Below are 20,357 nucleotides of genomic sequence, written 5' to 3'. Positions count from 1 at the left end.
TTATCGCAGGAACGGAAAATGGGACTATTCAATTTCGGAAAAAAGAAGCGCGATTCTCATGGCGAGGAGCCGCACGCAAAAATCGACGACAACTCCATGCTGACGGAGGAGAAGAAGGACATGATAAAGGGCGTCGAGGAGCTTTCGGAGACGTCCGTGAAGGAAGTCATGATTCCTCGAATCGACGTCGATTTCATTTCCATCGACACGCCGCAGGAGGAGCTTCTCGAAAAAGTCGCGGCGAGCGGCCATTCGCGCTTCCCGGTCTACAGCGAGTCGATAGACAACGTTGAGGGCGTGCTCTACGTCAAGGACATCATAAAGGCGTATTCCCGCAAGGAAGGCGTCGATTTGCGCGGCATAATCCGCAAGGCTTATTTCGTGCCCGAGTCGAAGAGAATCGACAGCCTCCTTCGCGAATTCAAGCGGCGGAAAATCCACATAGCGATTGCGATTGACGAGTACGGCGGCGTTTCAGGAATCGTGTGCATGGAGGACATCATCGAGGAGATTGTCGGCGACATCCAGGACGAGTTCGACAACGAGAACGAGCTCGTCGTCTCGACGGGCAAGAACGCGTGGATTTGCGACGCGCGCGTGAATCTGGAGGAGCTGAACGAGACGATTTCGTCCGATTTCCCGACCGAGGATTTGGACACGCTCGGCGGTTTCGTCCTCGATTTGTTCGGGCGCATCCCGTCCGTCTCCGAGCGCGCTGAATTCGGCGATTTCGAGTTCACCGTGCAGAAAATGGAGGGGCACCGCATCAATTTGTTGAAAGTAATTAAGAAGACCGAGGCGAAAACTGACGATAATTGATGAGAACGCGGATTTTCCGCCGCCGTTTTGCGCGCGTGTCCGCAGGTCGCCCGTTGAAAAAGGCTGGACGTGCCTCTTCGGGCTCACCTCAATTTCAAAAAACAAGAGTCAGTGTCAAATGAAAATACGAATGCATAACGCGAGGATATTCGAGTCGGCCGGGGATTCCGGAAATGGAATCGCTCCATCATCTTTCTGCGGAATCTCCGGATTCTTTCAGGGCGTTCCGCGCTGCGGTTTGCGGCTCGGCGTTTTCCTGCCGCTCGTCTTGTCGGGGCTTTTCTTTGCGTCGCCCCGGGCTTTCGCGTCGGGCGCGGTCGATTTCTTCGACAGCGGCATGGCGAAACAGAACAAAGAGGACTACTACGGCGCCTCGGAGGATTATCAGCAGGCGCTTCAGGCAAATCCGTCGTACGGCGACGCGTGGTTCCGCCTTTCCGAGGTCACCTACGCCGTCGGGGACTACAGCCTCGCGCTGACATACCTTGAGTCCGCCGAGAAATTCGCGAAGAACCGCACGGAGATTCAGAACCTCCGCGGGATGATTTACATATCGCTCGGGCGGCTCGACGACGCGAAGAAGGTTTTCACCGATATAATCAGGACGAATCCGAACAACATCGACGCCCGTTTCGGGCTTGCCGAGATAGATTTGTTCAGCGGAAGTTTCTCGGGCGCGCGGCAGCTCTACCTCGACGCGCTCAAGCGCCAGACGAACAACAGAAAGGCGCTCCTTTCGCTCGCGCTCCTTTCCGCCGAGATGGGGAATTTCGATGCGACGCAGACGTACATAGAGCAGGCGCTGAAATTCCATTCAGGCGATGCCGAAGTCCATTATCTCGCCGCGTATCTGTCGGCGCGGCGCGGGGATTATCAGGAGGCGGAGCGGCGTGCCCGCGCGGCTGTCCAGATTGACGGCTCGTTCAGCAAGGCGTACGTGCTTCTCGCCAACATCCTCTTCTCGCAGAAACGCTACGACGACACCATCGATATTTGCTCGTACCTTATTTCAAAAAACAGGAAGACTTCCGAGGCGTGGTATTTGAAGGGGCTTTCCGAGATGAGGCGCGGGGAATCCGGCAAGGCGGTGACGACGTGGTCGGGCGGGCTTGACGAGAACCCTCAGGACGAGATGATGCGTGCCGCCCTTGAGCTTGCCGTCGCGAAGTCTGTTCCGATTGAGGATTCGAGGCGGAGCGGCTGGGCTTCATATCATGTCCAGAAGGCGCGCGACTACGGGAAGGTTTTTATGGGGGAGGAGTCCCGCTACGAATACCAGCGCGCGCTCAAAGTCGACCCGAACAACATGGAGGCGCGCGCGGAATTCGCGGAGCTGCTTTCGCGCTCGGGGCTCGACGAGCTTTATCTCCAGCAGCTCAAATTCATAAAGTCGTCGATGAAGCCGTCTTCCGAGAAACCGACGCGCCGCGAGAACATCGTCAACTACACGATAGAGGCATATGAGTCCCTCATGAAATACTCGCTCTCGTCTGAATGGAACGTCGACCCGTTCTATCTCGACAAGGTGAGATGGAACATCGGCGTCTACTATGTAAGCTCTCCGTCAAGGATGGTCCATACCGACGGCGAGGAAGTCGTGACGGGGATGATTTCCGACATTTTCGGCGGAATCGCGACGACTTCCGTCGTCATCCACAACGGTGCCGTCAGCGGCTACAGCGAGGCATACCGTCTCGCGCGGAAAAGCAAGCTCGACTATTTCGTGATTGTCGGCGTCGAGGAGACTGAGCGCGAGATTTCAATGGATGCGAAGGTGTATTCCGGACGAACGGGAACGGAGACGGACTCGCTCAACTATTTCAGAACGGGAAACGACAGGTTCGCCTCGATTCTGCGGGCGTTCAGGCGCGACGTTTTGGGAATGCTCCCCGTCCGCGGTAAGATAATAAGGCGGAGCGTCAACGATATCGTCGTGGACCTTGGCTTCGTCGAGGGAATGAAGGAGAACGCCGTCCTCGATGTCGTCAAGGCGGGAAAAATCCAGACGGTCGATATGGGGCGCGGCGTCCGATTCGACGAGAAGGATTCGCTCGGGACCATCACGATTTCGAAGGTCGGCGAGGAAATCTCTCAGGGCGTTCTTGAGCAGAACGGGTTCTACGACCGCGTGAACGTCGGCGACGAGGTGCTTGTCCGCGTCCTTCCCGAAGACGGTGGCGAGAATGCGGGCGCCATTTCCGACACGTCGCCCGCCGCCGGGGAAGACGGCGACAGGATTCTTCCTGCCGAGCGCAAGAAGCTCGACGCGAACGAGCTCGGCATCGTCAAGACGCCGCTCGTCCTCGACCTCATTCGGGGAATCCGCTAGTCGCTTATTTTATAGAGGTCGAGCGAGGAGTCTATCCATTTACGTGCCAGCGCGCTCCTCGTCTCGCCCACCTGCAGGAACGATTCTATCGCGCCCTTATAGTCGCCCGAAAAATATCTCGCCTCCCCGAGGTAGAATGTTGCCCTTTCGGCTATCTGCCTCGGTCTGTTCACGGCGAGGAACGACAGGAGCTTCTCCTCGCTCTTTTTGTAATCCTTTTTTATGAAATGGTCTTTCAGAATCTCGAACAGGAAATAGTCGTCGCCGCTCGCTGATGACATGAGGTCCTCGTCGAAGACGTGCGGCGCGAGCACGACGCGCTTGTCCGCGTAAATCCCGGCAAGCTCCCGCGCGATTTCCGTCGTCTCCGCGCTGATGTTTCCCTTCTTTTCCGAGAAATCGAATTCGAGGTCGAACATGTCGATGAACGGGAGGGGGCGCTCGCGCATCTGCCCGTCCTCGTACGTCTTCCCCGCGCCCATGTTCTGCGCCGCGACTTCCGTTTTCCTGAGCCTGACCGGCTTGACCGTGACGTTCGATTCCGGGACAAGGAGGGGGAACGCGCCGCCGCCTTCTTCTTTCACCGCGACGGCGTAGTAGTAGTCGCCGTATTTTTCGATTTTGTCATGGAACGAATCCGCAAAGGAGGGAAGCTCCGCCCGCGGCTCAAGCCCATCAAGGCTGTTGAGCGGGGAGTCTGAGCGGAAAAGAAGGAGCGCGCCCGCTTTCATGCGCGCGTCTTTCGGGACCGTCCACGTTATCTTCACCGTGTTCGGGGTCGACTGCGATGCCCGAATCGACGTGCATATCGGGTTCTGCGCCTGCTCGGCGCATGATGGCGCGGCAAAAAGCGCGAGCGCGAGCGCTGTTCCCATGATTTTTCTTCCTGCGAGCATTCGTCAAATCTTGCCGAAAAAAACTCCGTTGTCAAGACGGGCGGCCGGCGTTTTCCGCGCGCTTTGGGATAGGCGTATAGACAAAACTGCTCCTCAGTCCCCGCGAATTCAGGGCGTTCGGGCGCGTTTCGTTTGACAAGACAATCCGATTTCTCTATTCTATACAAATGTTTGTGTCTGTTGTTTTGGATCCGGGCGGCATGGATTCCGCCAAGGCGATGGCGACGATACTCGCCAGGTACAGTTTCAGGAAGGTTCAGCGCGCCTGCTGGGAGTGCATGAACATAAACGAGGCTCAGCTTGCCGTCCTAAAAAGGGAAATCGACAGCGTTACAGATTACTACGACAAGCTCAGGATATACCAGTTCCCGATAAATTCGAATTTCGCGATTACGGAGCTGCTCCACAAAAAATGGAGAAAGTGCGTTCTCGGCGCGTCGGAGCAGACTAAAAAAGAGTAGTTACGGAGAAGTGCAGATATGCTCGAAGAATTGAAAGAACCCATCTCATCTCTAAGGAAGGACATTCAAGGCGTTTGGGAAAAGCTCGACCCCGAGTCGATAGAGCGCAAGATAAAGGAGACCGAGGCGAAAACGCTCGCCGAAGGATTCTGGAACGACACGGAAAAGGCGCAGAAGGTCATGAACGACCTCAAGCTTCTCAAGGGGCGCATCGAGCCGTGGCGCGATTTGATTTCGCAGGCGGACGACATCTCCACGCTTTACGAGCTTGCGATTGAGGACGGCGACGACGACGGCTCCCTTGAGGCGGAGGTGCGCACGAACCTTGAAGCGGCTCAGAAGCGGTTCGAGGAGCTGAGCATCCTGAACCTGCTTTCGGGCGAGGCCGACAAGAACGGATGCTTCCTCACGATACATGCGGGCGCCGGCGGAACGGAGGCGTGCGATTGGGCGTATATGCTTTCCCGCATGTACATCCGCTGGGCGGAGCGCCACGGCTACAAGCTTGAGACGGTCGACCTTCAGGAGGACGAGGGCGGAATAAAATCGACGACTATACAGATTGAGGGCGATTACGTCTACGGGCATCTCAAGGGGGAGGCGGGCGTCCACCGTCTCGTCAGAATCAGCCCGTTCGACGCGAACGCGAGAAGGCACACGTCTTTCAGCTCCGTCTTTATCTTCCCGATTCTCGACGACACCATCGAGGTGAACATCCGCCCGGAGGATTTGCGCGTCGATACGTACCGTTCCGGCGGAAAGGGCGGCCAGCACGTCAACAAGACCGATTCCGCGGTCCGCTTCACGCATCTTCCGACCGGAATCGTCGTCCAGTGCGACAGCGAGCGGAGCCAGATTATGAACCGTCAGACGTGCATGAACCTCCTGCGGGCGAAGCTCTATGCGTATTATGAGGAGCAGCGGCAGAAGGAGACGGCGAAATTCGGGGCGGAGAAGAAGGACATCTCCTGGGGAAACCAGATTCGCTCGTATGTTTTCCAGCCCTACACGATGGTGAAGGACAACCGGACGAAATTCTCCGTCGGCGACATTCAGGCGGTAATGGACGGGGACATAGACCAGTTCATCGATTCGTTCCTTCAGGCGCAGTGGAAGGGTGTTCCTCTCGGCGGAGATGACGACTCTGACGAAGAGATTTAGGGTAATTCTCCTCTGCGCCGCCGCTTTTCTCGTTTCCGCGCCGGTCTTTTCCGGCGACTGGGTTCTCGCGGCGCAGGCGTTCTCCGTGGCGCACAGGCAGCAGGCTCCGGAAAGCGTCGTGAAGGCGTCCGAGGTTCTTCCGCAGCTCATGCTTGAGCAGGTCTCATCGAACAAGACGCGCGTACTGCCGCCCGGCGAGACGCTCGACAGGAACCTCGATTCGCTCCTGACCGAGCGTCTCTCGCTTTTTCTGCAGCTTTCAAAAGCGGTCAAGGAGCGCGATTCGCTCGTCGTGTCAAAGAAAAGCCCGCGCGAGCTCGAGAAGGCGCTCGTTTCGGCGGACGACGCCGTGCGGGAAATCCAGGAAAAGATTGAGGAGAACTTGCGCAAGGCGGACGAGGCGTCGGGCGGGAAGGAAGCCGATGAGGAGGGGCGCGACGGGGACGGACCCGGTTTTTTCAAAAAACTGTCGGACGGAATCGGGCAGCGCTTGCCGTTCCCGTTCCCGTTTTTCAGGCGCGATGAGGGCGGCGAGATTGTCGCGGAGCCGGTCAGGCTGTACAAGGACGACCCGGGGACGCTGTTCGTCCCGTCGGAAACTGCCGCCTCGTCGGGTGTCGGGAGCTACGATTTTTCGCGCGAGGTCGTGGCGGCAAAAATAAACGGGCTTGTGACGGGGACAATCTCTGTCTACGGCGAGTATGTCGGCGTGACTGCCGAGGTTTTCGTTTATCCGGGCGCGAAAAGCGTCGGTTCCGTAAGCGATGTGGGGGCGCTCGGCGACCTTGTCCCGCTTGCGAAGCGGCTCGTGCAGAAAATACTGCCGAAAGTGGCGAACAGTTTTCCTGTCGTCGTCGATTTCCATATCGAGCCGGAGAACGCGCGCCCGTCGGCTGTCGTCACGATTGACGGCGTCGTCCATTCAGACATCGGAAGCGCGGTGATACTTGATGCCGGAATCCATACCGTCTGCGTGGAGGCGAAGGGGTTCGAGCCTGCCGTCCTGACGTATCCGTTCAAGGATGACGGGCGTTTCGTCGTCCGCGCGGAGCTCGTCCCGGAATTCGACGGCGGGATGGACATTCGGCTGGGGCATTTCAGGGACGGTTTTTTCCTTACGGGCGCGATAGAGTCGTCCCATTTCGGCTATTCGGATGACAGGGCGCGCATTTCCGTGAACGGGAAGAACGTCCTTTCCGTTTTCGAGGATTCGTCGACCGGGGAGCGTGCGTTCGTCCGGATTCCTGAGAAAATCGCCTCGGACGGTGCGTCCCTCGTCGTGAACGCGGAGCCGTACGACAGGGCGGAGAACATCGACAGGCGGCGGCGCGGGATGTATCTGGCTTACAGCGCGCTTATATGCTCGCTTCCGGCGACGTTCTACTGCATGGGCGAATTCGAGTCGGCGAACAACTCGTATTATCTCGGGCGCGGAACGTACGACGACGCGCTCGCGTGGCAGATGCGCTCGAACGTGACGAAGGGAATTTCGGCGGCGCTCGGCGTTTGGTTCGTAGTGGAGATGGTGCGCTATCTTTGGTCGGCGAACGGCGTCCTTCCCGCGGAGGCGAGAATCGACAGGAAGCCGGAGCGGCGGATTGTCAGCACGCTTGCCGACACCGTTCCCGTTCGCATGAATGTCGCCGACGAGCAGGTTTGTGGCGTAATCGCGCCTCCGGAAAAAGAAGAGACGGAAGGCGGAAAAGAGGCGGGCGGGCAGGTGCCCCGGCAATAAAACGGGGCGGGCAGCCGCTTTTATCAAGGAGGACGTGGGGATATGGCTTTGTTTTCATTCGCCGAGAAAATCAGGAATATGTTCGGCGCAATCGGAAAAACTCCGAAAATTGACGACGAATTCTTCGACGATTTGACAGACGCGCTCGTCGAGGGCGATATCGGCGCGCGTATGGCGTTCGAGCTGTCCGAGCAGCTCAGGAAGGTCTGCCGCGAGAAAAAAATCAGCACGGAGGAAGAGGTGCGCGGCGAGCTTATGTCGCTCCTCCTTCCGTTCGTCAGCGCCGCGGAATTTTCACCCGAGCCGGGGAAGGTCAGCGTCCTGATGATGCTCGGCGTGAACGGGGTCGGAAAGACGACGACGGCGGCAAAGGTCGCGCGCAGATACAAGGAAAGCGGCGCGAACGTCGTCATGGCGGCGAGCGATACCTTCCGAGCCGCGGCAGAGGAGCAGCTTGAGATGCACGGAAGCCGTCTGGGAATTCGTGTCGTGGCGCACCAGCACGGCGGGGACCCGTCCGCTGTCGTGTTCGATGCGGCGGAGGCGGTGCGCGCTTCGGGCGGCGGAATCGTCGTCGCGGACACGGCGGGGCGCCTCCACAACAAGGAGAACCTTGTGCGCGAGCTTCAGAAAATAGACAGGATTGCCGCGCAGAAGGCTGACGAGGGCTGCTACCGTAAATTCCTCGTTATCGACGCCACGACGGGGCAGAACGCGCTCAGGCAGGCGGAGGTTTTCTCCGAATCGGTCAAGGTCGACGCGATTGTGCTCACGAAATACGACTCGACGGCGCGCGGAGGCGTCGCGTTCACGATAGGGCGCGAGCTTGGGATTCCGGTCGCGTTCGTCTGCACGGGCGAGGGGTACGGCGACATTATGCCGTTCAATCCCGAGTCGTATACGAAGGAATTCCTCGGGATTTCATGAGCGCGCGACATTCGCCGGCTTTTCTCCGCGCGATTTTTGCCCTTGCGCTCCTCCTTTTTCCGGCATTTCGTTCGGAGGCGCTTTTTTTTCCCGATTTCAGGAAAAGCCCGCGCGAGGTTTTCAGGGACGGCGTCGCCCTTTTTTCCGGGAAAAAGAAAGCCGCCGGAACGTGGCGCGTGGCTGATTACCGCGTTTCGCTTGTGGAGAAATACGAATCGTCGTTCATCGCGATAGAGCCTTCCCTTTTTTCAGCGGAGGGATTCGACGCGACGGAGCTTCTTGAGTCCCTCGACGGGCGGAGCGGCCGCGGGATAACCGGCGGGGAGGATGCGGGGGCGAAGGATGCGGAGACCGTTCCGGAATTCGTGTTCGGCGACGCGTCGGGGAACGTCAGGCGCTTCTCATTCGACGGCGAGCAGACGGAATTTCGGCGTGACGGCGGCGGCATCGTCATCGTCTCCGCGTACAAATCGAGGATAAAGCGGCGGGCGTTCGACATGACGGGCAGGCTTGTCTCGGTGGAGATTTTCGGAATCGGGCAGAACGCGCGCTCGATGGAGCGCTTTTCCGAGACGAGGCTCAGCTACGACGGGGGAAGCGTTCCCTCAAGCAGCACGGAGACGGATTTCGCGGGAAAAAAACGGTCGCATGTTGAATTTTCTCCGTCCGGCCTTCCCGTCCGCATCGAGGAGTCCGTCCTCGACGATTTCGGGGCTGTTTTCCCTCTCAGAGTTACCGAGCGTGCGTACGACGGCGAGAACCGCCTTGTCGCGGAGAATGTCGAGCGGCGGTTCTACGAGGATGCCGCGAAAAAAACGAAGGATGGGGAGCGCATGACGAAGAAGGCAGCGGGCTCGTCATCCTCGCGGAAGGAATTCGATTACGGCGGCGCGGGAAAGGAGCCTGACTGCAGGATGTACGAGGACGGCGAGCTCCGTCTCGAACGGGTGTATTCCGGCGAGGAATCGTACTCGGAGCGGACGTTCTTTGACGGCGGATTTTCCGTCCTGGCGCGTTTTTCCGGCGGCGTCAAGGTTTCCGAGACCGTTTATTTCAACGACGTAGAAGTGCGGAGACGCGACTTCTGAGGCGGGTGTGCGATGTTTTTCAGCAGATGGATTTTTTTCGTTTCGAGGCGATTCTCGCGCGTCGACAGGAAGGGGCGCTCGGCTGTCACGTCTTTCCTCGCGTCGCTCGGCATATGCTTCGGCGTTATGACGCTGATAACGGTCATCAGCGTCATGAACGGTTTCCAGATGAGCTTCATCTCGGCGATTATGGAGGTGAGCTCGTACCACGTGCGCGCGACAGGGAAGGAAAGCGCCGGGCGCGACGCGGATTTTGTCGCTGCCGTCTCGGAGCTTCCGGAGGTCGCGTCGGTCACGCCGTTCATTGAGGCGCAGAGCCTGATGGTAGGGCGCGGCGAGATGCAGTGCGCTGCCCTCGTGCGTGCCGTTCCGCCGGAAATCTGCGACTACGACGAAGGATTGAGCCGGGAGCTCCGCGTGTGGAGCGGCCATTTCGACCTTTCCTCCCCGAATTCGATTGTGCTCGGCTCGGAGCTTTCGCGGAAGCTCGGCGTGCGCGTCGGCTCCGTCGTGAACTTGTACGCGCTTTCCGGCGGCGCCGACGTCGAGCTTGTCTCGCTCGACCGCGTTTTTACCGTCACGGGGATTTTCCACACGGGCTACGCGGAGATAAACGGCGCGTACGCGTTCATAAACATCGACGACGGGCGGAAGTATTTCGGCGGGAGCGCGCCTGTCGTGTACGGGATAAAATTGTCCGACTCGTCGTCTGACTCGCGCGCCGTGCAGAAATTCTCGCGGCTGTTTCCCGGATTTTCGTTCGACTCGTGGAGAAGCTACAACCGCTCGTTTTTCGGCGCGCTTCGCGTGGAGAAGAACATGCTCATGCTTCTCGTCTTCCTCATATTCGTCGTCGTCGGAATCAACATATTCTCGGGGATGCGCAGGATGGTGTACGAGCGGCGCGAGGAGATTAGCGTCATGTCCGCGTTCGGCGGAAGGCACCCGCAAATTCAGTCGATTTTCATCGCGCAGGGGTTCCTCATCGGATTCTCGGGCGCCGTTCCCGGGCTTGCGCTGGGGCTTCTTTTGTGCGTCAGGATGGAGTCCGTGTTTTTCCTGATGTCGAAGCTCTCGTATTATATCCAGCTTTTCGCGACAATGCTCGTGTCGCCCGCGAATGCCGCATTCGTCCGCGAGAACCTGATGTTCACCGTGTACGCGAGCATCCCCCCGAAAATCGTTCCGCTTGAGGTTTTCCTCATCACTGTTTTCGGGATTTTCTCGTCTCTTATAGCGAGCTGGGGCGCGAGCAGGGGAATCCTCCGCATGACTGTCGCGGAAGTCATGCGCGATGAGTAGTCCGCGGGAATTTTTGCAAGGAGGAGCAGAGTGGAAGAGTGCAACGGGCGCGAAATCGTCGTGTCGATACGGGGTCTTGAGAAGACGTATACGACGGACAGCGAGACGCTTACGATTCTGAAAGGGCTTGATTTCGACGTCGAGAAAGGAAGGAAGGTTGCCATTGTCGGGCAGAGCGGGAGCGGGAAGAGCACGTTCCTGAACATACTCGGCGGGCTCGATACCGCGACGTCCGGGACAATCCGGGCGGGCGGATACGAGGTGACGTCGCTTTCCGAGGACGGGCTTGCGACATACCGCTCGGCTTTCCTCGGGCTGATATTCCAGTTCCATTACCTTCTTAAGGATTTCACCGCGCTCGAGAACGTTTTCCTTCCCGCGTATATGGCGGGCGTCCCGAGAAAAATCGCGATGGAGCGTGCGAGGCAGCTTCTTTGCGATGTCGGGCTTTCTTCCCGCGCAGCTCATCTTCCGTCGCAGCTTTCCGGCGGGGAACGGCAGCGCGTCGCCGTCGCCCGCTCGCTCGTCAACGACCCGAAACTCATACTAGCCGACGAGCCGACCGGAAACCTCGACCCCGCGAATGCCGGGATGATTGGCTCCCTCCTTTTTTCCATGGCGGACAAATACCAGAAGACGCTTATCCTCGTAACGCACGACATGTCCCTTGCTGCGAACGGCGATTTCCGCTATTCGATTCGCGACGGGAAGCTTTCGGAGGCGGGCGCTTTATGAGGGTGTCGTCGTCGCTGCTTTTCGCGTCCCGGCTTCTCTTTCCACGCACGGGAAAAAAATCGAACGCGCGGAGGAGCCTTGTCGGTGCGACTTTCTGCATCGGGATAAGCCTCGTCCCGCTCGTCATGGTGCTCACCGTGTCGAACGGAATGATAGAGGGAATAACCGAGCGGATAATCGGCCTGTCGTCGTCGCACCTGAGCTGCGTTTTCAAAAGCGCGGACGCGCAGACGCTGCGCGAGATGGCGGAAAAGCTCCGCGGCGTCGATGGCGTCGTCGGCGCGCAGCCTGAGGTGCAGGGGACGGGGCTTGCCGCGTCGCGCATGGGGCGGACCGGTGCGACAATCCGCGGAGTCGAGCGCGACATCTTCACGTCGAACCGTTCGTTTTCGTCGCTTTTCAAGGTCGTCGCGGGCGAAACATCGCTTTCTGATGACAAGTCCGCCGTCGTCGGGGCGAACCTCGCGGAAAAACTCGGGGTCGGAGTCGGCGACCAGCTCAGGCTCATCACCGTCAGGAGCGGCGCCGGCGGAAAAGTCCTCCCGAAAGTGACGTCGTTCGTCATTTCCGGAATCGTGTCGAGCGGTTATCAGGAGCTTGACGCGCTCTGGGTGTTCGTTCCGTTCGAGTCCGCGTTCGGGATTCTCTCCCCGCGCTCGTCCCGGTTTTCGGTGGGCGTCGAGACGGAGGACGCGTTCGGAATCGCGTTCGAGCGGATTGCCTCTCGCGTTGAGGGCGCCGTTCCTCAGTCCGTCATGGTCTACCGGTGGAGCGAGCTCCATTCGGCGGAATTCGAGAATTTCTCGTCGACGCGGATAATGCTGCTTTTCATAATGATGCTGATTGTCCTCGTCGCGTCCGTGAACATATCAAGCGCGCTCGTCATGCTCGTGATGGAGCGGCGGAAGGAAATCGCCATACTGAAAAGCCTCGGCGGCTCCTCGTCAGGAATCGCGCTGTCGTTCCTCGTCACGGGGATGATGTCCGGGCTTCTCGGCGTGCTTTTCGGGATTCCGGTGGGGCTTCTGTGCGCGGTGAATTTCAATCCGATAATGGGCGCGACAGAGCATCTCGTGAACATCCTCGCGCATTTCGCCTCCGCCCTCGTGCACGGCTCTGCGGGCGGGATTTCCGACATCAGGCTCCTCGACCCGGCGTATTACCTTCAGGATATCCCGCTTTCGGTTCCCCTCGCGCAGCTCGTCGTCATCGGAAGCGGGACGCTCGTCCTGTCGCTCCTCATGAGCGCGTGGCCCGCGCTGAAGGCAGGCTCCGAAAAACCGATTGAAACTTTGAGAAAGATTTAGTTATTATAAAGAGGCTGCCTGCCCGATTCCCGAAAGGGCGTCGTTCCGCCCGGAAATTCGGGATTTCCGCTCTATAATAGAGCTGTCCGATAATATCGTTTTCCGAACGGATTTCATGCGGGTGCGGCGCCGATTTTTTTTTGCGGATTTCGATGCCGCGAGGAGCGGAAACCTGTTTTCGGGCGGGTTTATTTCTTTCTATAATAAACAAGGCTTTTTCCGCGAGAGGGGCGTATGCCTCCCGTCGAGCCGCATTGCTTTTTTTCAGCCGGAATTGCGGACATTGCCGAAAACAATCGATATTTGCTGTCAGGAAGTACAAATGATTTGCAGTATTTGCCAAGAAAACGAGGCGGTGCTCTTCATCGAGCAGTCGAACGTCACTCCGCCGAAGAAACTGAACATCTGCCTTGAGTGCGCCCGGCAATACGGAATCACGCCAGACTCGAAGTCGTTCGGAAAAAGCGTCTCTGCCCTGTTCGAGGCGTTCCTGAGCGTGAAGTCGAAGGACGGCGAGGAGGCTCGCTCACCTGACGGCAAGAAGCTGTGCCCCGTCTGCGGGACGAGCCTTTTCAGGATAAAGCGCAGCAGGAAGGCGGGCTGCCCGGAATGCTACGAGGTTTTCCGCGGGGAAATCTCCGACATACTGAAAAACATCGGGGTGACGTCGGCATATACCGGCTCGCGGCCCCTTCGCATACGGAATTTCAACTCGGTCATAACGAAACGGCTCGCGATTCAGGGAAAACTTGAGGAATCGCTCCGGAACGAGGATTACGAGAAGGCCGCCGTCTACCGCGATTACCTGCGCGCGCTCGAGAAGACTCCCGTATACGGCGCGGATGCGGGGGAAGCGGATAACGGAGGCGATGATGAGTGACTCACCGTCCGGCGACGCATGGTACACGGACGACGGCCCCGATTCCGACGTCGTGCTTTCGACACGGGTGCGGCTCGCGAGAGATTTGGCGAGCTTCGCGTTCCCCTCTTGCATGAAGGACGATGACTATGACCGCGTGCGCAGCCTTGTTTTCGATTCCTTCCTCCACACGTCCGAACCGGACCGGTTTCAGGCGATATTCACGTCAAATCTCGACGATGTCGGGCGCCGTATCCTCTGCGAGCGTGGCGTCATGGAGCAGTCGGTGCCGTCCTCGACGGGCTGCGGCGTTATAATCCGTACGGACGGCTACATCTCCGCGGTTATAAACGACTGCGACCACCTCCGCATCGCTGCCTTCAAGTCCGGGCTTGCCGGCGTCGATGCGTTCACCCTCTGCAAGGGAATCGACGACGAGCTGCAGCAGACGATACAGTTCGCGGCGAACTATGACCGCGGCTATCTGACTTCGTCCGTCGCCGATTGCGGAAGCGGCATGAAAGTTTCCTGCCGCGTCCATCTTCCCGCGATAACGATGTCCGGGAACGTCAAGAAAATCCTCGTCGAGCTTGACAGGAAGGGGATATCCGTGCGCGACTGTTTCGGTCTTGGCGCGGAAGCCGGAAGCTCGCTCGGGAATTTCTACCAGATTTCCACGAAGACGGCCGGTGGCGGCAGCGAGATTGAGCAGCTTGCCTCGCTCGTCGGCGCGGTGAAATACCTTGCCGATACCGAGCGGCGGCTTCTGAAGGAGCTTTTGTCGGCCCGGGGGACGGAAATCCGCGACCGGGTGTATTCGGCATATTCGCGTGCGAAATTCTCGCTGCTCCTTCCGTTCAGGGAGACGGTGGAGCTTGTTTCCACGGTCAAACTCGGCGTGAACGCGGGGCTTCTTTCCGGCGTTACGGACAGCGAGCTTCGCGCTCTGCTTTACAGGATCCAGGGCGGGCACCTTATGTTCCTCATGAAGAGCAGGAAATTCCAGTTCCCGCAGGATGTCGCCACGAACGATACGCTCCGCGAAAACCATATCCGCTCGCTCATCGTGCAGGAGACGTTCGCGGGGCTTTCGGTCCGCTGAAAGAATACGGAGTTTTTATGAAAAAAATAGAATTGTCGAATCTGGTGAACCATATACTTGTCCTCGCGCAGAACGAGGGGCGGCAGAGCGGGGCGTATGAGCTGAACCCCGAGCACGTTCTCCTCGCGTTTTTGAAGAATGCGGAGGGATACGGATACGAGATGCTCCAGAATTTGGGCGTGAACGTTCTTTCGCTCCAGCTTATGCTCGAGCAGTTCGTCTCGGGAAGCGGCGTCCCGACATCGAAGGGGCTGGGCGTTCTCCAGCCGTCGCACCGCCTCCGCTCCGTCATCGACGCGTCGTTCATCGAGTCGCGCTCGATGAAGAACAACTACGTCGGAACGGAGCACATCCTCATCGGATCGAGCCTTGAGGAGGGCAGCATGATGTCGAAATTCTTCGACCACGCGGGAATCACGCTCGACTCGCTCAGGCAGGCCGCCCGGCAGGTTCAGGAGGCGCGGAACTTTCTCGGCGAGGGCGAGGAGGAGAATTCGGAGGAGAACCGCGAGCCGGAATATGCTGGCGCTAAGAAATCGGGAAAGCAGAAATCGGGGGCGTTCCTCGAAAAATACACGCGCGATTTGACCGCGCTCGCGAAGGCGGGGAAAATCGACCCCGTAATAGGGCGCTCCAAGGAAATCGCGCGCGTCGTGCAGATTCTCAGCCGCAGGACGAAGAACAACCCCATCTTGCTCGGCGAGCCGGGCGTCGGGAAAACTGCCGTCGCGGAGGGGCTCGCGTGCAAGGTCGCGTCCGGCGACGTTCCGTTCGGGCTGCTCGGCAAGCGCGTTCTCTCGCTCGACCTTACGGCGATGGTTGCGGGGACGCATTACCGCGGTGACTTCGAGGAGCGCATGAAGCGCATGATTTCCGAGGTTGTCGAGTCGAAGGACATAATACTGTTCATCGACGAGATTCACATGATGATAGGCGCGGGGGATAGCTCGGGCGCGATGGACGCGAGCAACATCCTCAAGCCGTCGCTTTCACGCGGGGAGATTCAGGTAATCGGGGCGACGACGCTCAAGGAATACCGGAAATACATCGAGAAGGATTCGGCGCTCGAAAGACGGTTCCAGACGGTGAGCGTCGACGAGCCTTCGTTCTCCGATGCCGTCGCAATCGTTAACGGGCTCAAGGGGCGCTACGAGGAATTCCACAATGTCGTCTACGGCGACGGCGTCATCGAGAAAATCGTCAGCCTTTCCGTCCGCTACATCCACGACAGGCAGCTTCCTGACAAGGCGATAGACGTGATGGACGAGGCGGGGAGCGCGAAGAAAATCGCCGAGGGGCAGAAGAACACGGAGCTTCTCGAGATAGAGGCGCAGATTGATTCCCTTTCCGATGAGAAGGAACGGCTCGTGAAGTCGCAGAATTTCGAGGAGGCTGCGGTCGCCCGCGACAAGGTGAACGCCCTCCGCGAGAAGCTCGACGCCGTTTCCGCCCGCATAAAGGGCGCGGCTGCGAACGAGAAGCGGGTCGTGACCGTCTCCGACATCGAGCGTATCGTCTCCGACATGACGGGAATCCCTCTCGAGCAGCTCGACTCCAACGAGTCGAAGCGGCTCCTTTCGATGGAGGACGAGATTCACCGCATGGTCGTCGGGCAGGACGAGGCGGTGCGCCTCCTTTCCGGAACCGTGAGGAGGAGCCGCTCTGGCGTCTCAAGCCCGAACCGCCCTATCGGCTCGTTCATCTTCCTCGGGCCGACCGGCGTGGGGAAGACGCAGCTGGCGAAATCGCTCGCGAAATTCCTGTTCGGCTCTGACGACGCCCTGATACGAATCGACATGAGCGAATTCATGGACAAGCACACGTCGTCGCGCCTTATCGGTGCGGCTCCCGGCTACATCGGCTACGACGAGGGCGGCGTGCTGACAAACCGCGTGCGGCAGAAACCGTATTCGATTGTCCTTTTCGACGAAATCGAGAAGGCGCACGAGGACATATTCAACCTGATGCTGCAGATTCTCGAGGAGGGCGAGCTTACCGACAACCTCGGGCACACCGTCAATTTCAGGAACACCGTCATCATAATGACGAGCAACGCCGGCGCCCGCGAGATTTCCGCGGAACGGAAGCTCGGCTTCGCGGCGCTGCCGGGCGGGACGCTCTCGCACGACGAGATGAAGGCGAACGCGATGGAGGAGCTCAAGAAGATTATGCGTCCGGAGCTTCTCAACAGAATCGACGACGTCGTCGTCTTCGACCCGCTGACGAGGGAGCAGGTCTCTCGCATCCTCGACATCCAGCTTTCCGAGCTTGAGGAGCGCGTGGCGGAGAAGTCGATTTCGCTTGACGTGTCGCCTGAGGCGCGCTCGTTCCTCCTCGACAGGGGCTACAACCCGGAGCTCGGCGCGCGCCCGATGAGGAGAATCGTGCAGAGCGAGATTGAGGACAGGCTCGCGACGCTGATTCTCAGCAATGCGGTTCCCGCCGACGGGAATGTCCGCGTCGCACTCGGCGAGGACGGCGGAATCGTCGTCGGCTGACGCACATAAAAAAGAAATCTACAAAGATTGGAGAAAATAAAAATGAACAAGGCATTGGAAACATTGAAGGAGCGCGGGTTCTTCGCGCAGTGCACCGACGAGAAGGCGCTTTCCGACAAAATGGACAGGGAGCCGGTGACGTTCTACGTCGGCTGCGACCCCACGGGACCGTCGCTCCACATCGGGCACATGGTTCCGTTCTTCGCGCTCAGGTGGCTCCGCAAATTCGGGCACCACGGAATCGCGCTCATCGGCGGCGGAACCGCGAGAATCGGCGACCCGTCGGGCAAGACCGAGATGAGGAAGATGATTTCCTACGAGCAGATAGACTCGAACGTGGAGAAGATAAAGGCGCAGCTCGACAAATTCATCGGCTTCGACGGCGAGACGGCGCTGGCGGAGAACAACAAGGAATGGCTCGCAGGTCTGAACTACATCGACTTTTTGCGCGACATCGGCTCGTGCTTCTCCGTGAACAAGATGCTCACGTTCGAGGCGTACAAGCAGCGCCTTGAGCGGGGGCTTTCGTTCATCGAATTCAACTACCAGCTCCTCCAGGCGTACGACTTCTACATGCTCCACCAGAAGCACGGCGTCTGCCTCCAGATTGGCGGCGACGACCAGTGGGGAAACATCACCGCGGGCGTCGACCTCATCAGAAGGAAGCTCGGCGGCACGGAGGAGCTGAACGCGGCCCACCAGGCGTTCGGGCTGACGTTCCCGCTCATCATGCGCGCCGACGGAAAGAAGATGGGAAAGAGCGAGAAGGGCGCGGTGTTCCTCGACGAGTCGCTCACGAGCGTCTATGACTTCTTCCAGTACTGGCGGAACGTCGCCGATCCGGACGTGGCGAAATTCTTCCGCCTCTTCACGTTCCTTGAGATTTCCGAAATCGACGAGATTTGCGCGGGCGACATCAACGCCGCAAAGGAGCGGCTCGCCTACGAGGTGACGAAGATTATCCACGGCGAGGAGAAGGCCGACGGTGCGAGGGCGGGCGCGAAGGCGGCGTTCTCCGGCGAGGGCGACAAGACGCAGATGCCGACGGTCGAATTTCCCCGCGCCGATGTCGAGGCTGGCGTGGGCGTGCTCTCGCTCTTCGTGTCGGCGGGGCTGTGCGCCTCCAACGGAGAGGCGAGGCGGCTCGTCCAGGGCGGCGGCGCGTCGCTCAACGGCACGAAGATTGCCGACGCGAACGCGCGCGTGACTTCCGCCGACCTCGATTCCGACGGGGAATTCGTCCTCCGCGCGGGAAAGAAGAAGTTCTGCCGCGTCGTGCTCAAATAGCGCGCTTTTTTGAGTTTTGCTTTGAGGCGGGGGCTGCTGCTCCCGCTTTTTTTTTCGCGCCAAAAAAAGGCGGCACCTCAAAATAATGAATCCCGGAAATTTCACGGTGAACCTTATTTTTAAGGAAAGACGCGGCGATAAAGGTAAGGAGGTTTTTTATGAAAAGGATTCTTGCTTTCGCTCTCGCTTTCTCCGCATTGCCCGCGTTCCCCGATGTCTTTCCGGGGGCGCAAAAACTTATCGAGTCGTTTTTCTGCCGCGGGACGTTCATCCGGATTGAGTATTCCGCCGACAGCATTTCGTATTTCCACAAGGAGTCGCTGGCGGAAATTGTCGCGACGCAGAAGGGAATTTCCGTGTGCCCGTCGGGATACGAGCACGGGCTGACGTTCGAGCAGCAGCGCTGGACCATACGCGCCGACGAGAATTCGAACATCATCATCACGCGGAAATAGGGCTTTACAAAAAATTTACAAGCCCGCGACTGTTCCGGGCGTTTCCTCTTTTTCCCGCTCCTCAATTTTTCATTTCAGATTCCGATACTCTAAGGGACAAAGTGTATCTTTTGCGGAACCTCCGGCCGGAGGCTGCGGGTCCCGCTTTTCCCCTCGGGGAATCCGGAGAATTATGAAAAAGACAATCATTGCTTGTGTGGTTTTTATGGCGTTTTCCCTTTCGGCGGCCTTCGCGAAGGCAAGTTCCGTTTCCGTGCAGATAGTTCAGAACAATCCCGGGCAGGAGAAGGTGTGGGCGACATCAGAGTTTTTCGAGCAGTCGATGATAGATTACTTTTTCGATGCCGGGCGGATTGTCTCCAATTCACCGATATGTATCGCCTCCGACGACGACGAGAAGAACAGGAAGGCGCTTAAGGCGGCTCTGATAGAGAACAACGACGGCGGGATGGATGTCCTCGTCCGCGTGGAGCTGTTCTTCAAGAAATCGAAATCGGCCGCTCCCGACGTTCCCATGCTCGGAAACATCGACAAGGTGGAATGGAAAATCTACGACGTCGTTACGGGGCTTGAGTCGCTGGGCGGGGAATCCGTGCCCGGAAAAGTCACGTCGTCGAACGACAACGAGCAGGGGATAGCAAAGTTCGCCTCGATGGTCGCGAAGAAGGTCAGTTCCTCGCTCGAATAGGGAGAATGGGAGATGAATGAAAAAATGAAGAAGTTGTTCTGTGCCGTATTCAATTTCCTGTTCGTGACGACCGTATATGCCGCCGCCCGTCCCTCGCTCGACGGAAGGGCGACCGTTGCCGAGCCGGGCGTTCTTCCGTCCGGCCTTTTTGCGCGGACAGTCGGCTACCTTCCCGGCGACAGCCTTTCCGTCTCGAATACCGCCAACGGGAAAACGATTGACATCCTCGTTCTCGGGACGATAGACCCGAGCGAGGGCGTCGCCATCCTTTTGGCTCCCGAAGCCGCCGCTGCGCTCGGAATCGCGAAGAATTCGAATGTTATCGTGAAGCTCACCAAGCGGATAGGAACGCTGGACGAGGAATCGTCTGGTTCCGCCGTCCTCTCCGACGCCGCGTCCTCCCCAAAAACCGACGAATCGCCGGAGACGAATCCGCCCTCCGCCGAGGAAAAATCCGCGCCCGAAAAATTGGAGGACGTCCCCGCAGAAAGCGCCGCGGACGAGAATCTCTCCGAGCCAGTTCCCGCTTCCGAAGAGACCGCGGAAAACGACGGGAAAATCGCGCCCGAGAAGCTTGAGAATGTTCCTGCAGAAAACGCCGCGGACGAGAAGCTCGACGAGCCAGTTCCCGCTTCCGAAGAGACCGCGGAAAACGACGGGAAAATCGCGCCCGAGAAAGCGGAGATTGCCCCCGCAGAAAGTGTCGCA

18 protein-coding genes are annotated in these 20,357 nt (G+C 58.7%); 17 read left to right on the top strand and 1 reads right to left on the bottom strand.

Annotation, left to right across the window (positions count from 1 at the left end):
* The first annotated feature begins 18 nt into the window (after nucleotides 1-18).
* Together TRESADRAFT_RS08435 and TRESADRAFT_RS08430 are read left to right on the top strand one after the other, a co-directional pair.
* Nucleotides 19-819, top strand: a complete 801-nt coding sequence (locus tag TRESADRAFT_RS08435) for a hemolysin family protein (RefSeq protein WP_002704762.1) — start codon at nucleotides 19-21, stop codon at nucleotides 817-819.
* A gap of 118 nt (nucleotides 820-937) precedes the next feature.
* On the top strand, nucleotides 938-3,148 hold the full coding sequence (locus TRESADRAFT_RS08430; RefSeq protein WP_002704761.1) for a tetratricopeptide repeat protein: 2,211 nt from the start codon (nucleotides 938-940) through the stop codon (nucleotides 3,146-3,148).
* Here TRESADRAFT_RS08430 and TRESADRAFT_RS08425 read toward each other — a convergent pair.
* The gene (locus TRESADRAFT_RS08425; protein WP_040842721.1) at nucleotides 3,145-4,044 is read right to left on the bottom strand and encodes a tetratricopeptide repeat protein; all 900 of its coding nucleotides are present in this window, start codon (nucleotides 4,042-4,044) and stop codon (nucleotides 3,145-3,147) included. The two genes, TRESADRAFT_RS08430 and TRESADRAFT_RS08425, sit on opposite strands and share 4 nt — an antisense overlap.
* A 167-nt stretch (nucleotides 4,045-4,211) precedes the next feature.
* Here TRESADRAFT_RS08425 and TRESADRAFT_RS08420 point away from each other — a divergent pair, with 167 nt between their 5' ends.
* From TRESADRAFT_RS08420 to TRESADRAFT_RS08350, 15 genes are all read left to right on the top strand, one after another.
* Nucleotides 4,212-4,505, top strand: a complete 294-nt coding sequence (locus TRESADRAFT_RS08420) for a CRISPR-associated endonuclease Cas2 (RefSeq protein ID WP_002704759.1) — start codon at nucleotides 4,212-4,214, stop codon at nucleotides 4,503-4,505.
* 18 nt (nucleotides 4,506-4,523) lie between these two features.
* Complete coding sequence (gene prfB / locus TRESADRAFT_RS08415) at nucleotides 4,524-5,666, top strand: peptide chain release factor 2 (protein ID WP_002704758.1); 1,143 nt, start codon at nucleotides 4,524-4,526, stop codon at nucleotides 5,664-5,666.
* On the top strand, nucleotides 5,641-7,401 hold the full coding sequence (locus TRESADRAFT_RS08410) for a hypothetical protein (RefSeq protein ID WP_002704757.1): 1,761 nt from the start codon (nucleotides 5,641-5,643) through the stop codon (nucleotides 7,399-7,401). The genes prfB and TRESADRAFT_RS08410 overlap by 26 nt, the downstream gene beginning before the upstream one ends.
* A 42-nt stretch (nucleotides 7,402-7,443) precedes the next feature.
* The gene (gene ftsY / locus TRESADRAFT_RS08405) at nucleotides 7,444-8,328 is read left to right on the top strand and encodes a signal recognition particle-docking protein FtsY (protein ID WP_002704756.1); all 885 of its coding nucleotides are present in this window, start codon (nucleotides 7,444-7,446) and stop codon (nucleotides 8,326-8,328) included.
* Nucleotides 8,325-9,416 (top strand): hypothetical protein, encoded by a 1,092-nt coding sequence (locus TRESADRAFT_RS08400; RefSeq protein WP_002704754.1) that lies wholly within the window; start codon nucleotides 8,325-8,327, stop codon nucleotides 9,414-9,416. Before ftsY ends, TRESADRAFT_RS08400 begins: the two co-directional genes overlap by 4 nt.
* A gap of 12 nt (nucleotides 9,417-9,428) precedes the next feature.
* The gene (locus tag TRESADRAFT_RS08395) at nucleotides 9,429-10,718 is read left to right on the top strand and encodes an ABC transporter permease (protein ID WP_002704752.1); all 1,290 of its coding nucleotides are present in this window, start codon (nucleotides 9,429-9,431) and stop codon (nucleotides 10,716-10,718) included.
* Nucleotides 10,719-10,748: 30 nt separating this feature from the next.
* Entirely contained in the window at nucleotides 10,749-11,453 is a 705-nt protein-coding gene (locus tag TRESADRAFT_RS08390; protein WP_002704751.1) for an ABC transporter ATP-binding protein, read from the top strand.
* Nucleotides 11,450-12,760: an ABC transporter permease gene (locus TRESADRAFT_RS08385; RefSeq protein WP_002704749.1), complete on the top strand. Its 1,311-nt coding sequence runs from the start codon at nucleotides 11,450-11,452 to the stop codon at nucleotides 12,758-12,760. Before TRESADRAFT_RS08390 ends, TRESADRAFT_RS08385 begins: the two co-directional genes overlap by 4 nt.
* Before the next feature lie 322 nt (nucleotides 12,761-13,082).
* Nucleotides 13,083-13,640: a UvrB/UvrC motif-containing protein gene (locus TRESADRAFT_RS08380; protein WP_002704747.1), complete on the top strand. Its 558-nt coding sequence runs from the start codon at nucleotides 13,083-13,085 to the stop codon at nucleotides 13,638-13,640.
* Complete coding sequence (locus tag TRESADRAFT_RS08375) at nucleotides 13,633-14,721, top strand: ATP--guanido phosphotransferase (protein WP_002704745.1); 1,089 nt, start codon at nucleotides 13,633-13,635, stop codon at nucleotides 14,719-14,721. The genes TRESADRAFT_RS08380 and TRESADRAFT_RS08375 overlap by 8 nt, the downstream gene beginning before the upstream one ends.
* Before the next feature lie 17 nt (nucleotides 14,722-14,738).
* Complete coding sequence (locus TRESADRAFT_RS08370; RefSeq protein WP_002704742.1) at nucleotides 14,739-17,219, top strand: ATP-dependent Clp protease ATP-binding subunit; 2,481 nt, start codon at nucleotides 14,739-14,741, stop codon at nucleotides 17,217-17,219.
* Nucleotides 17,220-17,261: 42 nt separating this feature from the next.
* Entirely contained in the window at nucleotides 17,262-18,506 is a 1,245-nt protein-coding gene (gene tyrS / locus TRESADRAFT_RS08365) for a tyrosine--tRNA ligase (RefSeq protein WP_002704740.1), read from the top strand.
* Between the two features lie 158 nt (nucleotides 18,507-18,664).
* Nucleotides 18,665-18,961: a hypothetical protein gene (locus TRESADRAFT_RS08360; RefSeq protein WP_002704738.1), complete on the top strand. Its 297-nt coding sequence runs from the start codon at nucleotides 18,665-18,667 to the stop codon at nucleotides 18,959-18,961.
* A 172-nt stretch (nucleotides 18,962-19,133) separates the two neighbouring features.
* The gene (locus tag TRESADRAFT_RS08355; protein WP_040842719.1) at nucleotides 19,134-19,649 is read left to right on the top strand and encodes a hypothetical protein; all 516 of its coding nucleotides are present in this window, start codon (nucleotides 19,134-19,136) and stop codon (nucleotides 19,647-19,649) included.
* Between the two features lie 24 nt (nucleotides 19,650-19,673).
* Nucleotides 19,674-20,357 (top strand): ribosomal eL19 family protein (locus tag TRESADRAFT_RS08350; RefSeq protein ID WP_217169698.1); only part of this gene is annotated, 684 nt, incomplete at its 3' end.

This window comes from Treponema saccharophilum DSM 2985, from assembly GCF_000255555.1.
Classification (GTDB): domain Bacteria; phylum Spirochaetota; class Spirochaetia; order Treponematales; family Treponemataceae; genus Treponema_D; species Treponema_D saccharophilum.
Note: the sequence above shows the minus strand (reverse complement) of the source record. Positions and strands in the feature narration are given on the sequence as shown.

What these genes read in the sequence shown, in the direction of transcription:
- prfB (WP_002704758.1), top strand. Translation starts at nt 4,524, where the DNA reads ATGCTCGAAGAATTGAAAGAACCCATCTCATCTCTAAGGAAGGACATT.
- TRESADRAFT_RS08355 (WP_040842719.1), top strand. Translation starts at nt 19,134, where the DNA reads ATGAAAAAGACAATCATTGCTTGTGTGGTTTTTATGGCGTTTTCCCTT.
- TRESADRAFT_RS08430 (WP_002704761.1), top strand. Translation starts at nt 938, where the DNA reads ATGAAAATACGAATGCATAACGCGAGGATATTCGAGTCGGCCGGGGAT.
- TRESADRAFT_RS08410 (WP_002704757.1), top strand. Translation starts at nt 5,641, where the DNA reads ATGACGACTCTGACGAAGAGATTTAGGGTAATTCTCCTCTGCGCCGCC.
- TRESADRAFT_RS08435 (WP_002704762.1), top strand. Translation starts at nt 19, where the DNA reads ATGGGACTATTCAATTTCGGAAAAAAGAAGCGCGATTCTCATGGCGAG.
- TRESADRAFT_RS08370 (WP_002704742.1), top strand. Translation starts at nt 14,739, where the DNA reads ATGAAAAAAATAGAATTGTCGAATCTGGTGAACCATATACTTGTCCTC.
- TRESADRAFT_RS08395 (WP_002704752.1), top strand. Translation starts at nt 9,429, where the DNA reads ATGTTTTTCAGCAGATGGATTTTTTTCGTTTCGAGGCGATTCTCGCGC.
- TRESADRAFT_RS08420 (WP_002704759.1), top strand. Translation starts at nt 4,212, where the DNA reads ATGTTTGTGTCTGTTGTTTTGGATCCGGGCGGCATGGATTCCGCCAAG.
- TRESADRAFT_RS08380 (WP_002704747.1), top strand. Translation starts at nt 13,083, where the DNA reads ATGATTTGCAGTATTTGCCAAGAAAACGAGGCGGTGCTCTTCATCGAG.
- ftsY (WP_002704756.1), top strand. Translation starts at nt 7,444, where the DNA reads ATGGCTTTGTTTTCATTCGCCGAGAAAATCAGGAATATGTTCGGCGCA.
- TRESADRAFT_RS08385 (WP_002704749.1), top strand. Translation starts at nt 11,450, where the DNA reads ATGAGGGTGTCGTCGTCGCTGCTTTTCGCGTCCCGGCTTCTCTTTCCA.
- TRESADRAFT_RS08400 (WP_002704754.1), top strand. Translation starts at nt 8,325, where the DNA reads ATGAGCGCGCGACATTCGCCGGCTTTTCTCCGCGCGATTTTTGCCCTT.
- TRESADRAFT_RS08375 (WP_002704745.1), top strand. Translation starts at nt 13,633, where the DNA reads ATGAGTGACTCACCGTCCGGCGACGCATGGTACACGGACGACGGCCCC.
- TRESADRAFT_RS08425 (WP_040842721.1), bottom strand. Translation starts at nt 4,044, where the DNA reads ATGCTCGCAGGAAGAAAAATCATGGGAACAGCGCTCGCGCTCGCGCTT.
- tyrS (WP_002704740.1), top strand. Translation starts at nt 17,262, where the DNA reads ATGAACAAGGCATTGGAAACATTGAAGGAGCGCGGGTTCTTCGCGCAG.
- TRESADRAFT_RS08360 (WP_002704738.1), top strand. Translation starts at nt 18,665, where the DNA reads ATGAAAAGGATTCTTGCTTTCGCTCTCGCTTTCTCCGCATTGCCCGCG.